This window comes from Rhodoferax sp., from assembly GCF_028689305.1.
Classification (GTDB): domain Bacteria; phylum Pseudomonadota; class Gammaproteobacteria; order Burkholderiales; family Burkholderiaceae_C; genus Rhodoferax.
Window position 1 is genome coordinate 32399 of the sequence record NZ_JAQTWM010000021.1, and the last position, 14972, is coordinate 47370.

Consider the following 14972-nt stretch of genomic DNA (forward strand, 5'->3'; position numbering starts at 1 on the left):
AACCAACCACATCAGGCAATGCGGAACCGTGCGACCGACTGACGTAACTCTTCAGCCATCCTGGAGAGTTCACGAACCTGAGCCGCCGTCGCGCGGGTACCCTCTCCGGTCTGTTCCGTCACCGCAAAAATATGCTGAATGTTGCCCGCCACTTCGTTGGCCAGATCAGCTTCACGCGAGGTCGAGACCGAGATCTGTTCAATCAGCTCGGCCAGTCGGCGTGACACCTGGTCAATCTCGCTGAGCGCCGTACCAGCGTTATCGGACAGCTTGGCACCTTCCACCACACCCTGGGTCGAGCGCTCCATGGCGCCCACCGCATCCTGCGTATCTGTCTGAATGGCTTTCACCAGAGCTGAAATCTGCCGCGTCGCGTCCGCGGAACGTTCAGCCAGCCGCTGCACCTCCTCAGCCACCACCGAGAAGCCACGACCTGCATCACCGGCGGAGGCGGCCTGAATGGCTGCGTTCAACGCCAGCACGTTGGTTTGTTCCGTGATGTCGGAGATCAGCTCGGTGATTTCACCAATTTCCTGCGAAGACTCACCCAGGCGTTTGATCCGTTTGGAGGTCTCCTGGATCTGATCACGAATGGAGTTCATACCACCGATGGCGTTCTGCACCGCCTGCAAACCCACTTCAGCGGCATGCAGGGATTGACGCGCCACGTCCGCCGATTCCTGCGCCTGCGCAGACACCTGATTGATACGCCCCGCCATCTCCACGACCGAACGACCGGTTTCACGGATCTCATGCAACTGCTCATTGGAGGCCGCCAACAGTTCGGTAGACGTCACGTCCACCGCTGCCGTCGTTTGCGCCACTTTCGATGCGGTATCCTGCACGTTACCCACCAGCAGGCGCAGTTCTTCCACGGTGTAGTTCACCGAGTCGGCAATGGCACCGGTGATGTCCTCGGTCACCGTGGCTTCCTGGGTCAGATCCCCCTCAGCCACCGTTTGAAGTTCGTTCATCAAACGCAAAATAGCCGCCTGGTTGGCGTCATTGACCCGTTTGGCCTCCTGCTCCTGCCGCTGGGCGTCACGCTGCTGGGCCTCGGCCACACTTTGACGTTGTCGGCTGTCAAGCAATTGCACGTACGAAAGTCCGCCAGCACTGAGCAGTGCCAGCAAAGCCGCCGCCATCAGCGTGATCAAGGCAGCCCCGCCCAAACCGGTCTGTGACGACAATTCAGCCTGCAAGGCTTCCAGCTCTTTGCGCAGCCCTTCGCTGTCAGTCAGAATCGACACCTGTGCCTCACGCGCTGAAACCAGCCCCTGCAGATTCCCCAGGATGGCGCCGGCCTGATTACGCGTTTCTTCATACAGTTTGATCAACGCAGCCAATTGCTCCTTGGTCTGCGGGTCATTGGAGGCCGCCAAACGCAGTTCAGCACTGCCCTCGAGCAAACCGGAGGCAATTTCCTTGAACGAATTCAGATCCTTCCCAAGCAGAAACACCGCCTCCGGGCTCACCCCTTCCATGGTCAGGAACTCGTTGGAAGACTTGCCGATCCGCTGGGTCAACATCACCAATTGACCGGCCGCCGAAATCTCGGACACCGGGGCATTTTGTTGCAGCTTCAGGGACGACACGGTTTCGGCAATTTCCAGCAGATCCGATGACTGCCGATTGATCAAGCGCAGCGCCGACCCCACCTGGGTCAATATTTTTTGCTGTGCCATCACGGTGGTGGCACTCTTTTCCGCCCGGTCCACCATCGGAGCAATTTTTTCCAGCGCTGGTTTGAAGTTGGCGGGCAATTCTTCCAGCCGCATTTCAGTGTCACCCGACATCAGGCCCCGCACCGACTTGGTCAAAATCTGTGCACTTTGTGCCACATCAGGAAAAGCCTTGACATCACCCACCAGCGCCTGTGATACCGATTTGGCCAGACGCTGGGACTGCATCAGGGACTGCCCGGTGGCATTGAGTTGCTGTGCCGACTGCTCAGACCGCGACAACCCCATGACCGTGACCACTGCCAGCAAAACCAGCGAGGTTCCCAGCAACAAGGCCAGCAAGCGCTGGTGTTGCGCCGTCGTTTTGCTTCCCAGGATCGGCAAGGTAATCTGATCGGCACCAGACGCTTCCTTGTCACCCCCTCCTTCAGCGGCAACCACCTCGTCACCCAGACCGGCATGGCGAGTCTGGCGGGGTGTGACTTCCTCTTCCGGTTGATAGATGGAACCATCCGGCATCCCAAGGCTCAAGCGGGAATCCTGCTCGGTTTCCGGCTTTTTACTCTTGAAAAGATTTTTCAGACGATCAACAACAGCCATAACGTAACCCCAGGTAAAAATTCAAGCGCCAATACTCAAGAATTCGGCGGTTTCAGAGAGCAAGCGCAGGTCGATCTCCTGCCACGTACCCCCTTCAGCATCCAGAAAACGGTGGCCAAAATAGGCCGGCGATCCCGCTGGTGCCGGCTCAAAACTGGCAAAGGCATCCGGTCGGCGCAAACCCACCAAAGCGTCCACCAGCAGCGCACAGTTGAGCTCCAGCTCGGTATTAAAAGTCACCAATCTGGCGTCCGCCCATGACTGCTCCGAACGCTTCTGCCCGGCACTTCCCGCCACGAAGCCCGCCAGATCAACCACCCCAAACAGCCCGCCGCGCAAATTGACCACACCCAGAAACCAGGGTCGGGCATAGGGCACCGGCGCCACGGTGGTGAGTGGGAATATCTCACCAGACTGGGTCAACGGAAACAACGCTTTGAGCGGCCCCACACGCACCGCCAGCCAGGCGGCTGAAGCCGCTTGTGTCGTCGCTGCCTGGAGCCGATCGGCAAGACGGCTCTGCAAGTCGCGGAGAGCTTCTCTTTTTGCCATGGAAACGGTTAGCCCAAGGCCCGGATTTTTTCCATCAACTCTGCGGCATTGACCGGTTTGGTGACATAGTCCTTGGCCCCCTGGCGTAAACCCCAGACCCGATCCGTTTCGAGGTTTTTGCTGGTACACATGATGATGGGAATATGGGCATATTCCGGTGTCCGGTTGATGGAGCGTGTCAACTGGAACCCATTCTGGCCGGGCATCACCACATCCATCAGGATCAAATCGGGCTTGTCGCTGGCCAGACTCTTCAGCGCTTCATCAGCCCCTTCAGCGGTACGCACCAGCATGCCATTTTTTTGCAACAAATCACTCAGAAACAGCAATTCTGTTTTTGAGTCGTCCACCACCAGTACTTTTTGAATAGCCACTACACCTCTCCTTGAACCGCCGCACCAAACTGTTCAACCGCCTTGAGCAACTGGTCTTTGGTAAACGGCTTTGTTAAATAATCCTGCGCACCCACCATCCGGCCACGCGCCTTGTCAAACACACCATCCTTGGACGACAGCATCACGATCGGCACCCCCGAGAACTTGGCATTGCGCTTGATGATGGCGCAGGTCTGATAACCGTCGAGTCGTGGCATCAGAATATCGCAAAAAATAAGGTCGGGATGGTAGTCACTGACCTTGGCGAGTGCGTCAAAACCGTCTTCGGCCAGCATCACATCATGTTTTCCCGCCTTGAGAAAAATTTCAGCACTGCGCCGGATGGTGTTGCTGTCATCCACCACCAGAATTTTCAAAGTTGACCCTGTCGCATTCACTGGATATCACTCCTGAGCAGACTTTTCGTCACTCGAAACTGACCAAAGACACCATCTGCACACTTTGCCTCAGATTTGAACCATCTCAAAATCTTCCTTGCGCGCCCCGCACTCTGGACAGGTCCAGTTCAGCGGCACATCACGCCAAGCGGTACCGGGGGCCACCCCGTGTTCGGGGTCCCCCGTCATCTCATCATAAATCCAGCCACAAATCAAACACATCCAGGTCGTTGCTGCAGTCACGGCGTCACAGGCCTTCCAATAGAATACAAAAATCGACCAGTTGCACCGCAATCTTGCGCCGACACCAATGGTCATATTCTGCCTGAATAAACTCATTGCCCCGCCCACTGACCTGTCACCTGGGAAAACCCTAGGAACCAGCTGATACCCGGACCTGTCAAACACCTCCCGCCTGCTTTCTCAACAGCCTTCGACATTCACCCTCTCTCATGACACAGCACACCGACCACAACCTCCAACTCTTTGAACGCGCCAAGCAAGTGATTCCTGGCGGCGTCAATTCTCCCGTGCGTGCCTTTCGGGCCGTGGGTGGCACACCCCGCTTCATCACCCGCGCCCAAGGAGCCTACATCTGGGATGCCAATGGCCAACGCTACACCGATTACATCGGCTCCTGGGGGCCCATGATTCTGGGTCACGGCCACCCGGCGGTGGTGGAAGCCGTGCAAAAGGCCGTGCTGGAAGGTTTTTCTTATGGCGCCCCGACCGAACGCGAGGTGGAGCTGGCTGAAGCCATCCTGAAACTCATGCCCAGCATGGACATGGTGCGGCTGGTCAGCTCGGGTACCGAAGCGGCCATGAGCACGATCCGGCTGGCCCGCGGTGCCACCGGGCGCAGCAAACTCATCAAGTTTGAGGGGTGTTACCACGGCCACGCCGACGCGCTGCTGGTCAAAGCCGGCTCAGGTCTGGCCACCTTTGGCAACCCCACCAGTGCTGGCGTGCCGCCCGAGGTGGTGCAGCACACACTGGTGCTGGAATACAACAACATCGCGCAGCTCGAAGCCGCTTTTGCCGAACAGGGCGCCGACATTGCCTGCCTGATGATGGAGCCAATCTGCGGCAACATGAACTTTGTCCGCGCCTCGATTCCCTTTGTGAAGCGCTGCCGCGAGCTGTGCACCCAATACGGCGCCTTGCTGGTGTTTGACGAAGTCATGACCGGCTTTCGCGTTGCCCTGGGCGGCGCCCAAAGTGTCTACGCCCAAGCCATCCCCGGCTTTGAACCCGACATGACGGTGATGGGCAAGGTCATCGGTGGCGGCATGCCGCTGGCGGCGTTTGGTGCCAAACGCGCCGTGATGGAACACCTGGCCCCGCTGGGCACGGTCTACCAGGCCGGCACCCTGTCAGGCAACCCGGTGGCCACCGCCTGCGGTCTGGCCACTTTGCATGCAATCAGCCAGCCCGGCTTTTATGACGATCTGTCACGCAAGACCCGCGCCCTGATCAGTGGCCTGTGCCAGGCCGCAGCAGCTGAAGGTGTGCCGTTCTGCGGCGACAGCGAAGGCGGCATGATGGGCTTTTACCTGCTCGACACCCTGCCCCAGAACTATGGCCAGGTGATGCAGTCCAGCAATGAACGCTTCAACCAGTTGTTTCACAGCCTGCTTGATCGTGGCGTCTACATTGCGCCGGCCCTGTACGAAGCTGGTTTTGTCAGCGCCGCCCATACCGATGACGACATTGCAGCCACCGTGGCAGCCGCCCGTGAAGTGTTCAAAATACTCTCAAAATAGGAGCTAACCAGGCTTTAAACACGTGGGATAGAGCCCATTTTTGCCTATAAAAAAAGCGGCCATCGGGCCGCTTTTTTTGTACCGTCTGGTCGGTGGCTCAGTGGCGGAAATGTCGCACGCCGGAGAACACCATGGTGATGCCGCGCTCGTCGGCGGCGTCAATCACCTCCTGGTCACGCATCGAGCCGCCGGGATGGATGACACTGGTGGCGCCGGAGTCGATCAGCACATCCAGCGTGTCGCGGAACGGGAAGAAGGCATCACTGGCCACCGCCGTGCCCGACAGCGACAGACCGGCCGCCTGCGCCTTGATGCTGGCGATGCGGGCCGAGTCCAGACGGCTCATCTGGCCAGCGCCCACCCCCATGGTCATGCCGCCCTTGCAGAACACGATGGCGTTGCTCTTGACATATTTGGCAATCTTCCAGGCAAACAGCAGGTCCTGCAATTGTTCAGGCGTTGGCTGCAACTTGGTGACCACCTTGAGATCAGCCAGCGTGAGTTCGTGGTTGTCGGCCGACTGCAACAAGATGCCCGAACCAACACGTTTGACGTCCACTGCGTTGCGGCCGTTGTCCCAATCGGTGGCGCCGCCCGGCGGCAACGCAATCTTCAGGATGCGCACATTGACCTTGCTCTTGAACACCGCCAGCGCCTCGGGGCTGAAGTCCGGCGCCATCAGGACTTCCACAAACTGTTTGGACACCTGCAACGCCGCCTGCTCGTCCAGCGGGCAGTTGAAAGCAATGATGCCGCCAAACGCCGAGGTCGAATCGGTCTGGAAGGCCTTGCTGTAGGCCTGCAGTGCATCAGCCCCCACCGCCACGCCGCAGGGGTTGGCATGTTTGACGATGACACAGGCCGCGCCGTCCTTGGCGGCATCAAAACTCTTGACACATTCCCAGGCCGCGTCGGCATCGGCAATGTTGTTGTAACTCAGCTCCTTGCCCTGCAACTGCTGCGCTGTCACCAGTGAACCCGGTGCCGGATACAGATCGCGGTAAAACGCCGCACTCTGGTGCGGGTTTTCACCGTAACGCAAATCCTGCAGCTTGACAAAACGACCGTTGGACTGGCCCGGGAACGCCTGGCGGGACGGGGTGCTGTTGCCTTCTTCAAAATTCAGCGATGACAGGTAGTCGCTGATGGCACCGTCATACTGGCTGATGCGATTGAACGCCGCCACCGACAGGGCAAACTTGGTGGTCAGGGTCAGCTGACCGCCGGCCTTGAGCTCGGCCAGCACCTGCGGGTATTGGGAGGCATCGGTGATCACCCCGACATCCTTCCAGTTCTTGGCGGCGCTGCGCACCATGGCCGGGCCGCCGATGTCGATGTTCTCGATGGCATCCTCCAGCGTGCAGCCCGGCTTGGCAACCGTGGCTTCAAACGGGTAGAGGTTGACCACCAGCAGGTCGATGGTGTCAATGGCGTAGGCCTTGAGGGCTGCCATGTGTTCTGGCAGATCACGGCGGGCCAGCAGACCACCATGCACCTTGGGATGCAGGGTCTTGACACGGCCATCCAGCATTTCCGGGAAACCTGTGACCTCGGCCACCTCGGTCACCGGCAGACCCTGGTCGGCGAGCAGCTTGGCGGTGCCGCCGGTAGAGATGAGCTTGATGCCCAGGGCATGCAAGGCCTGGGCGAATTCGACGATGCCGGTCTTGTCCGAAACGGAAAGTAGTGCGTTCATGATGCAGTGTGGATGAAGTTGAAAAAGGGTAAAAAATGCGCGCCCCCGGATGATGGACAGCCAGGTTCTCAGTCGATGAGTTTGTGTTCCAGCAGCTTTTTGCGCAGGGTGTTGCGGTTCAGGCCCAACCATTGGGCAGCTTTGGACTGGTTGTGGTCGGCGTGTTGCATGACCACTTCGAGCAGCGGTTTTTCCACCACGCTGATCAGCATGTCGTACATGCTGTCCGGTTCGCTGCCACCCAGGTCACACAAATAACCTTCCAGGTTGCTGCGCACACATTCTGCGATGTGCATGGGTTTCATGGTGTTGCCTCCAGATCCGGGTAAAGATGGTTGTCAGTTGCAGGTGTGGGCAAACGGTCCATGCCCTGGTTGAGCTGGTCAAAAAAGCCGGCCACGGCATCCCACTGCTGCCGGGCGTCCTCCAGTGTGTTCATGGTGGCCCGGAAGGCCTCACCGCCAGGCAAGGCCTTCACATACCAGCCAATGTGTTTGCGCGCCGTGCGCACGCCGGCATATTCACCGTACAGGTCGTAATGGTCCTGCAGATGCGCCAGCAGCAGTTGTTTGACTTCAGCCACCAGCGGTGGCGCCAGCAAGGCGCCGGTGGCCAGAAAATGCAGCACTTCCCGAAAAATCCAGGGCCGCCCCTGCGCCGCGCGGCCAATCATCACGGCGTCGGCCCCGGTGGTCGCCAGCACAGCACGGGCTTTTTGCGGACTGTCAATGTCGCCATTGGCCACCACCGGCACCGTCACCGCCGCCTTGACCGTCGCCACCGTCTCGTATTCGGCCTGGCCTTGGTAGCCCTGCTCGCGGGTGCGGCCATGCACGGTGATCATCTGCACCCCGGCGGCTTCGGCCTGACGTGCCAGGGTCACGGCGTTCTTGTGGGCCTGGCACCAGCCGGTGCGCATCTTGAGCGTGACCGGCACCCGTTGCGGCGCACAGGCCTGCACCACGGCGGCCACGATGTCGATGGCCAAGCGTTCATCCTGCATCAGAGCCGAGCCAGCCCACTTGTTGCAGACTTTCTTGGCCGGGCAACCCATGTTGATATCGATCACCTGGGCACCACGGTCGATGTTGAAACGCGCCGCATCCGCCATCATCTGCGCATCGGTGCCAGCAATCTGCACGGCAATCAGTCCTGGTTCACCAACGTGGTTGGCACGGCGCGAGGTCTTGAGCGAGGCCTGCAGATCAGGCCGGCTGGTGACCATCTCGCTCACCGCGTAACCCGCCCCCAGCCGTTTGCACAACTGGCGAAACGGCCGGTCTGTCACCCCTGCCATCGGGGCCACAAAACAGGCATTGGGCAAAGAATAGGGGCCAATATTCATGCGGGGAGATGAATCGTTACGCTAAAAATGGGGGGTTGCTCAGCACCATGACTGGTCCATCGGCCTGGGCTGGCAGGTGATCGCGGTTGGTGGGAGCGGTGATTCTAACTGCCTAAAAAAACGGCACCTGACAACCCGTCGTGGCCAAGCCCACGGTCCGCTGAAGCCCCTCGGGCGGCATCAGCGCCACGGGCCTTCCTATACTCCACACCCCATGGACACCTGGATCACCCCCCTGCTCACCTGGCTGGCACTGCCCCAATTCGGCCTGAGCAGCCTGTTTGTGGTGTCGTTTGTGTCAGCCACCCTGTTGCCGATGGGGTCGGAGCCAGCGGTCTATGGCCTGGTCCAGCTCAACCCGCATCTGTTCTGGTCCGCCATTGGGGTGGCCACTGTCGGCAACACCCTTGGCGGCGCCGTGAGCTGGTGGATGGGCCTGGCCTCCCACAAAGTGGTGGACCGTTATCACCATTCTGCCCACCATCTGCGGGCCATCACCTGGCTGCAGCAACTCGGCCCCAAAGCCTGCCTGCTGGCCTGGCTACCCGTGCTGGGCGACCCGCTGTGTGTGGTGGCCGGCTGGCTCAAACTGCCGTTCTGGCCTTGCCTGGCCTACATGGCCGTCGGCAAATTTGGCCGCTACCTGGTCATGACTTCGGCCCTGGTGGGGGTGTTTGGCCGCTGACGGCGATCCGCCGCCACCCCGTCGGAACACCCGAAATGCTCTATTTTTGATAGCTACCCAGGCTTATTCCATCCGGGCTAGAGGCCAATTTCCTTAGGAACTAAAGAGGAAATTCATGACATCACCATCCTTGACGACGTAGTCCTTGCCCTCAGCGCGCATCTTGCCCGCATCCTTGGCACCCTGTTCACCCTTGAAGGCAATGAAGTCGTCATAGGCGATGGTCTGGGCGCGGATGTAGCCCTTTTCGAAATCGGTGTGGATCACGCCAGCGGCTTGCGGGCCGGTGTCGCCCTTGTGGATGGTCCAGGCGCGCACCTCTTTCACACCGGCGGTGAAATAGGTTTGCAGGCCCAGCAGGTCGTAGGCGGCACGGATCAGGCGGTTCAGGCCGGGCTCGTGCAGGCCCATTTCTTCCAGGAACATCTGGCGGTCTTCGTCGCTCATGTCGGCCATCTCAGCCTCCAGCTTGGCGCAGATCGCCACCACCGGCGCGTTCTGGGCCTTGGCATAGGCGGTCAAACGGTCCAGCAGGGGGTTGTTTTCAAAGCCGTCTTCCGACACATTGGCCACAAACATGGCAGGCTTGGCGGTGATCAGGAAGAACTGCTTCAACAAGGGCAACTCTTCCTTGCTGAAGTCCAGGGTGCGGATCGGCTTGGCTTCATTGAGCGCCACCTGGCAGCGCTCCAGAATGCTGACCAGCTTGGCGGCTTCCTTGTCGCCACCCGAGCGGGCCGCTTTCTGGTAACGCGCCAGCGCCTTGTCCACCGTGCTCAGGTCGGCCAGGCACAGCTCGGTCTGGATCACCTCAATGTCCGAAATCGGGTCCACCTTGCCGGCCACGTGGATCACGTTGTCGTCTTCAAAGCAGCGCACCACATTGACGGTGGCGTCGGTTTCGCGGATGTGCGCCAGGAATTTGTTACCCAGACCTTCACCGGTGCTGGCGCCAGCCACCAGACCGGCGATGTCCACGAACTCGACAATCGCGCGCTGCACACGCTCAGGCTTGACGATGGCCGACAAGGCGTCGAGCCGCGGGTCGGGCACTTCCACAATGCCGACATTGGGCTCAATGGTGCAGAAGGGGTAGTTTTCAGCAGCAATACCGGCCTTGGTCAGCGCGTTGAACAGGGTCGATTTACCGACGTTGGGCAAGCCCACGATGCCACATTTCATACAAATCCTAACGAGTTGGGGAGCGCCTTGGCGCATGGTCTGCGAACGCCAGCGGTCCGCCAGACAAAACCCCGGATTATCCATGAGGCCACCATGGCACTCCTACAATCGCGCGCATGACGCATCATTTTGATATCTGTATTCGGGGTGGCGGCATTGTCGGCCACACCCTGGCCCTGCTGCTGGCGCGTGACCGCTTGCGCGTCGCCCTGGTGGCCCAGGCCCCCGCCAGCCCTGTGACCGCTGGCCCGGATGTGCGGGCCTACGCCCTGAATGCCAAATCCAAGGCCCTGCTGGAATCGGTCCGCTGCTGGCCCGATGCCGAACACGCCACCGCCGTGACCACCATGCAGGTCAAGGGGGATGACGGTGGTGAAGTCAACTTTGACGCCGCAGAACTGGCCGTGCCGGCCCTGACCTGGATTGTCGATGTCCCCACGCTGGAAGCCCAACTGGCCGATGCCGTGCGGTTTCAGCCCCAGATTGAGGTGCTGACGACCCCACCCGCTGCCACCCTGACCGTGGTGTGTGAAGGCAAGGCCAGCCGTACCCGGGCCGAACTGGGGGTGGAATTCAACGTCGCCCGTTACCCGCAGCATGCCATTGCCACCCGCCTGACGTGTGAACATGGGCACGCCCAAATGGCCAGACAGTGGTTCACTCCGGGTGAAATCCTGGCTTTTCTGCCGCTGGACGGCGCACAGGGCAAGACCGTGGGCATTGTCTGGTCGGTGCAGGAGAACCGTGTTCAGGACCTGCTGGACGCCAGCGAAGAAGATTTTTGCGCCGAGCTGGGGCAGATCAGCGGCAACTGCCTGGGCCAGCTGCAACTGTGCAGCGTGCGCAGCGCCTGGCCGCTGCAGTCCGCCCAGGCCAGCCGCTGGATCGGCAGCACCGCTGGTCAGGCCTGGGCACTGGCCGGTGATGCGGCGCACAATGTGCATCCGCTGGCCGGACAGGGCCTGAATCTGGGCTTGGGTGACGTGGCGGAACTGGCCCGCATCCTGCATGGCCGCGCCTATTGGCGGCCAGTCAGCGACCACAAGCTGCTGCGCCAGTATGAGCGTGCCCGCCGCACCGAAGTCAGCGCCACCGGGCTGGCCATGGACGGCCTGCAACAGCTGTTCTCCAGAAATGGCGACACCTGGCAGACCCTGCGCAACTGGGGCATGACAGGTTTTGAGCACAGCGGCCTGGCCAAGGACTGGGCTGCCCGCTACGCCATGGGGCTTTAACGGATTGATTGACTGGACCACCATGAAAAAACTCACCACCACCCTGATCGCCTGCACCCTGCTGGCAACCTCCGGCGCCTGGGCGCAGGAAGCAGCCATCCGCAAAAACCTGGGCGAACGCATTCCGCAACTGGGGAAAATTGACGAAATCAGCAAAACGCCCATTCCGGGGGTGTTCGAAATTCGGGTGGGTACCGACATTCTTTATGCCGACGCCCAGGGCAATTACCTGATTCAAGGCAGCCTGATCGATACCAAGCAGCGCCGCAACCTCACCGAGGAGCGGGTCGACAAGCTCACCGCCATCGATTTTTCAACACTGCCGTTCAAGGACGCGTTCACCATCGTCCGCGGTGATGGCAAACGCAAACTGGCCGTGTTTGAAGACCCCAACTGCGGTTACTGCAAGCGTTTCGAGAAAGACCTGCAGAAAATCAACAATGTGACGGTCTACCTGTTCCTGTACCCCATCCTGAGCCCCGATTCGGGTGAAAAATCCCGCAACATCTGGTGCGCCAAGGACAAGGCCAAGACCTGGCAGGACTGGATGGTGCGTGACATCACCCCACCCGCTGTGAGTTGTGACTCGGCCGCAGTCACCCGCAATGTGGACCTGGGCCACAAGTACAAGATCACCGGCACACCCACGCTGGTATTTGCCGACGGCACCCGGGTACCTGGCGCCGTGGGCGCTGACCAGGTTGAAAAACGCCTGGCCCAAGCGGGCAACTGATGGCGCGCCAGCCTGTCTTGCCGCCACTGGCCTACCAGGTCAGCCTGCGCGACTGTCACGCCCACCTGTTTGCGGTGCACCTGCGCATCGCCCATCCCGCCGAAAACCAGATCGTGAGCCTGCCGGTGTGGATTCCGGGCAGCTACTTGGTGCGGGAATTCGCCAAACATCTGCAACACCTGCAAGCGCGCCAGGCGGGGGCATCCGTCGCCATTGAGCAGCAGGACAAATGCAGCTGGCGCATCCGCTGTGCGGCCGACCAGCCGCTGGAACTCGAGTACGAGGTCTACGCCTTCGACAGTTCGGTGCGTACCGCCTGGCTCGACAGCCAACGCGGTTTTTTCAACGGCACCAGCCTTTGCCTGCGGGTCCACGGTCAGGAAGACCTGCCACACCGTCTGATGCTGCCCAAGGAGGGCGCGCCTGCGGGCTGGCAGGTTGCCACCGCCTTGCCTGCGCAAAAAATCAACGCCCAGGGCTTTGGCAGTTACCTGGCCGCCAACTACGATGAACTGGTGGACTCGCCCGTGGAAATGGGCTCGTTCTGGCGCGGCAGCTTCACCGCTGGCGGCATCGAACACCAGTTTGTGGTGGCGGGAGCCCCGGCCAGTTTTGACGGCGCCCGTCTGCTGGCCGATACCCAGGCGATTTGCGAGGCCGAAATCAATTTCTGGCATGGCAAGCCAGCGCGCAGCCCAAACCGCCCGGCACATGAACACTACCTGTTCATGCTCAACGCCGTGGACAACGGCTACGGCGGTCTGGAGCATCGCCACAGCACGGCCCTGATCTGCAAACGCGCCGACCTGCCACGGCTGGGCCAGAGTCCGACGCGCGGCCCGGCTGACGGCTACACCACCTTGCTCGGCCTGATCAGCCATGAGTACTTCCACACCTGGAATGTCAAGCGCCTGCGCCCGGCTGAATTCGCCCGTTATGACTACAACCAGGAAAACTACACCGAACTGCTGTGGTTTTTTGAAGGTTTCACCAGTTACTACGACGACCTGCTGCTGCGCCGCGCCGGGCTGATCGACGATGCCGCGTACCTGAGCCTGCTGGGCAAAACCATCAACCAGGTGCTGCAAACACCAGGACGGCAGGTGCAGACCGTGGCGCAAGCCAGCTTTGATGCCTGGGTCAAATACTACCGGCAGGACGAAAACAGCAGCAACGCCACCGTCAGCTACTACACCAAGGGGTCGCTGGTGGCGCTGTGCCTGGACCTGCATCTGCGCCAGAACAGCGCCAGCAGCCTGGACGCCGTCATGCGCGCCCTGTGGCAGCGCACCCGGGGCGGACCGATGACCGAGAACGACCTGCTGGCGGTGCTGGCAGACCTGTCCGGCCAGCCGATGCAGAACCTGTTGACGCAGTGGGTGCACAGCACCACCGAGCTGCCGCTGCAGCCGCTGCTGACACAACAAGGGGTGGCCTACACCGAAGAATCAGCAGCGCTGGCAGACCAGCTCGGCCTGCGCGTCACCGAAACTGGTGGTGTGCGGGTCAAGAGTGTGCTGCGTGGCAGCGCTGCCGAGCAGGCCGGCTTTGCGGCGGGTGACGAATGGTTGGGCGTGGCGGCCACCGCCAACCAGCCCGTCACCGGCTGGCGTCTCAACAAACTCGATGAATTGCCGCTGTACCTGGGCACGGCCGCCACCTTTGACGCCCTGGTGGCGCGCGATCAACGGCTGCTGACCCTGCACGTCACCCGACCAGCCAGCGTCAACACCGTCCAACTGGCCGTCAGCGATGCCAAACGGGTGTCGCAGTGGCTTGGCAACACACCCGGTTAATCCCCCATCATCAAAGAGGACCCTCCATGACCTATGAACTGATCACCGTGCGTACCGAAGCCGACAAAGTCGGCATCATCACACTGAACCGCCCCAAGCAGCTCAACGCCCTCAACGACCAGTTGATGACTGAGCTGGGCGCAGCACTGCAGGCGTTTGACCAGGATACGGCGATCCACTGCATGATCATCACCGGCAGCGAAAAAGCCTTTGCCGCCGGTGCTGACATTGGTGGCATGGCCAACTACAGTTTCACCGACGTCTACAAGGAAGACTTCATCACCCGCAACTGGGAAAAAATCCGCAGCGTGCGCAAACCGGTGATTGCTGCCGTCAGCGGTTTTGCCCTGGGCGGCGGGTGTGAACTGGCCATGATGTGCGACTTCATCATCGCCGCCGACAACGCCCGCTTTGGCCAGCCCGAAATCAAGCTCGGCATCATCCCGGGTGCCGGTGGCACCCAGCGTCTGCCCCGCGCCGTCGGCAAGGCCAAGGCCATGGACCTGGCACTCACCGGGCGCATGATGGATGCCGCCGAGGCTGAACGCGCCGGCCTGGTCAGCCGGGTGGTGCCGCTGGACAAGCTGATGGACGAAGCACTGGGTGCTGCGCTGATGATCGGTGACTACTCCCAGGTGGCCACCATGGCCGTCAAGGAGTCAGTGAACCGCGCGTTTGAAAGCAGCCTCAATGACGGCATCATGTTTGAGCGCCGCCTGTTCCACGCCTTGTTTGCCACCGCCGACCAGAAGGAAGGCATGGACGCGTTTGTCAACAAGCGCAAAGCCACTTTCACCCATCGTTGAACAGTGGCTGAAAATGCCAGCCGGATCCGGCTATAATTTCGCTCCGTTGGTGATATAGCTCAGTTGGTTAGAGCGCAGCATTCATAATGCTGATGTCGGTGGTTCAAATCCACCTATCACCACCA

15 protein-coding genes and 1 tRNA gene are annotated in these 14972 nt (G+C 60.6%); 7 read left to right on the forward strand and 9 right to left on the reverse strand.

Annotated elements, in window-relative coordinates; translation table 11 throughout:
• Positions 1-11 precede the first annotated feature (11 nt).
• From PHW99_RS06675 to PHW99_RS06695, 5 genes are all read right to left on the reverse strand, one after another.
• Positions 12-2282: a methyl-accepting chemotaxis protein gene (locus tag PHW99_RS06675; RefSeq protein ID WP_300174995.1), complete on the reverse strand. Its 2271-nt coding sequence runs from the start codon at positions 2280-2282 to the stop codon at positions 12-14.
• A 21-nt stretch (positions 2283-2303) separates the two neighbouring features.
• Positions 2304-2834, reverse strand: coding sequence for a chemotaxis protein CheW (locus tag PHW99_RS06680; protein ID WP_300174996.1), 531 nt, complete (start codon positions 2832-2834; stop codon positions 2304-2306).
• A gap of 8 nt (positions 2835-2842) precedes the next feature.
• A complete protein-coding gene (locus tag PHW99_RS06685) occupies positions 2843-3208 on the reverse strand; it encodes a response regulator (RefSeq protein ID WP_300174997.1) in 366 nt (121 codons plus the stop codon).
• The gene (locus PHW99_RS06690) at positions 3208-3606 is read right to left on the reverse strand and encodes a response regulator (RefSeq protein ID WP_300174999.1); all 399 of its coding nucleotides are present in this window, start codon (positions 3604-3606) and stop codon (positions 3208-3210) included. The genes PHW99_RS06685 and PHW99_RS06690 overlap by 1 nt, the downstream gene beginning before the upstream one ends.
• Before the next feature lie 69 nt (positions 3607-3675).
• Entirely contained in the window at positions 3676-3828 is a 153-nt protein-coding gene (locus PHW99_RS06695) for a rubredoxin (RefSeq protein WP_300175019.1), read from the reverse strand.
• A 230-nt stretch (positions 3829-4058) separates the two neighbouring features.
• Here PHW99_RS06695 and hemL point away from each other — a divergent pair, with 230 nt between their 5' ends.
• Positions 4059-5369, forward strand: coding sequence for a glutamate-1-semialdehyde 2,1-aminomutase (gene hemL, locus PHW99_RS06700; RefSeq protein ID WP_300175001.1), 1311 nt, complete (start codon positions 4059-4061; stop codon positions 5367-5369).
• A gap of 97 nt (positions 5370-5466) precedes the next feature.
• Here the strand turns inward: hemL and purH are convergent, their stop codons facing one another.
• From purH to dusB, 3 genes are all read right to left on the reverse strand, one after another.
• Positions 5467-7065, reverse strand: a complete 1599-nt coding sequence (gene purH / locus PHW99_RS06705; RefSeq protein WP_300175003.1) for a bifunctional phosphoribosylaminoimidazolecarboxamide formyltransferase/IMP cyclohydrolase — start codon at positions 7063-7065, stop codon at positions 5467-5469.
• A gap of 68 nt (positions 7066-7133) precedes the next feature.
• Entirely contained in the window at positions 7134-7370 is a 237-nt protein-coding gene (locus PHW99_RS06710) for a helix-turn-helix domain-containing protein (protein WP_300175004.1), read from the reverse strand.
• Positions 7367-8410 carry a tRNA dihydrouridine synthase DusB gene (dusB, locus tag PHW99_RS06715; protein WP_300175005.1) on the reverse strand — a complete coding sequence of 348 codons (1044 nt, stop codon included), beginning with the start codon at positions 8408-8410 and terminating at the stop codon, positions 7367-7369. The genes PHW99_RS06710 and dusB overlap by 4 nt, the downstream gene beginning before the upstream one ends.
• A 214-nt stretch (positions 8411-8624) precedes the next feature.
• On the opposite strand from dusB, the gene PHW99_RS06720 reads away from it, so the two are divergent.
• Complete coding sequence (locus PHW99_RS06720; RefSeq protein WP_300175006.1) at positions 8625-9095, forward strand: YqaA family protein; 471 nt, start codon at positions 8625-8627, stop codon at positions 9093-9095.
• A 93-nt stretch (positions 9096-9188) separates the two neighbouring features.
• Here the strand turns inward: PHW99_RS06720 and ychF are convergent, their stop codons facing one another.
• The gene (gene ychF, locus PHW99_RS06725) at positions 9189-10283 is read right to left on the reverse strand and encodes a redox-regulated ATPase YchF (protein WP_300175021.1); all 1095 of its coding nucleotides are present in this window, start codon (positions 10281-10283) and stop codon (positions 9189-9191) included.
• A gap of 110 nt (positions 10284-10393) precedes the next feature.
• Between ychF and PHW99_RS06730 the strand changes: the two genes are divergently transcribed.
• The 5 genes from PHW99_RS06730 to PHW99_RS06750 all read left to right on the forward strand — a co-directional run bounded on the left by PHW99_RS06730 (position 10394) and on the right by PHW99_RS06750 (position 14972).
• The gene (locus PHW99_RS06730) at positions 10394-11512 is read left to right on the forward strand and encodes an FAD-dependent monooxygenase (RefSeq protein WP_300175008.1); all 1119 of its coding nucleotides are present in this window, start codon (positions 10394-10396) and stop codon (positions 11510-11512) included.
• Between the two features lie 22 nt (positions 11513-11534).
• Entirely contained in the window at positions 11535-12245 is a 711-nt protein-coding gene (locus tag PHW99_RS06735; protein ID WP_300175009.1) for a DsbC family protein, read from the forward strand.
• On the forward strand, positions 12245-14041 hold the full coding sequence (locus PHW99_RS06740) for a peptidase M61 (RefSeq protein ID WP_300175011.1): 1797 nt from the start codon (positions 12245-12247) through the stop codon (positions 14039-14041). The genes PHW99_RS06735 and PHW99_RS06740 overlap by 1 nt, the downstream gene beginning before the upstream one ends.
• 26 nt (positions 14042-14067) lie before the next feature.
• Positions 14068-14847, forward strand: a complete 780-nt coding sequence (locus PHW99_RS06745; RefSeq protein WP_300175013.1) for an enoyl-CoA hydratase — start codon at positions 14068-14070, stop codon at positions 14845-14847.
• A gap of 48 nt (positions 14848-14895) precedes the next feature.
• Positions 14896-14972, forward strand: a tRNA-Met gene (locus tag PHW99_RS06750).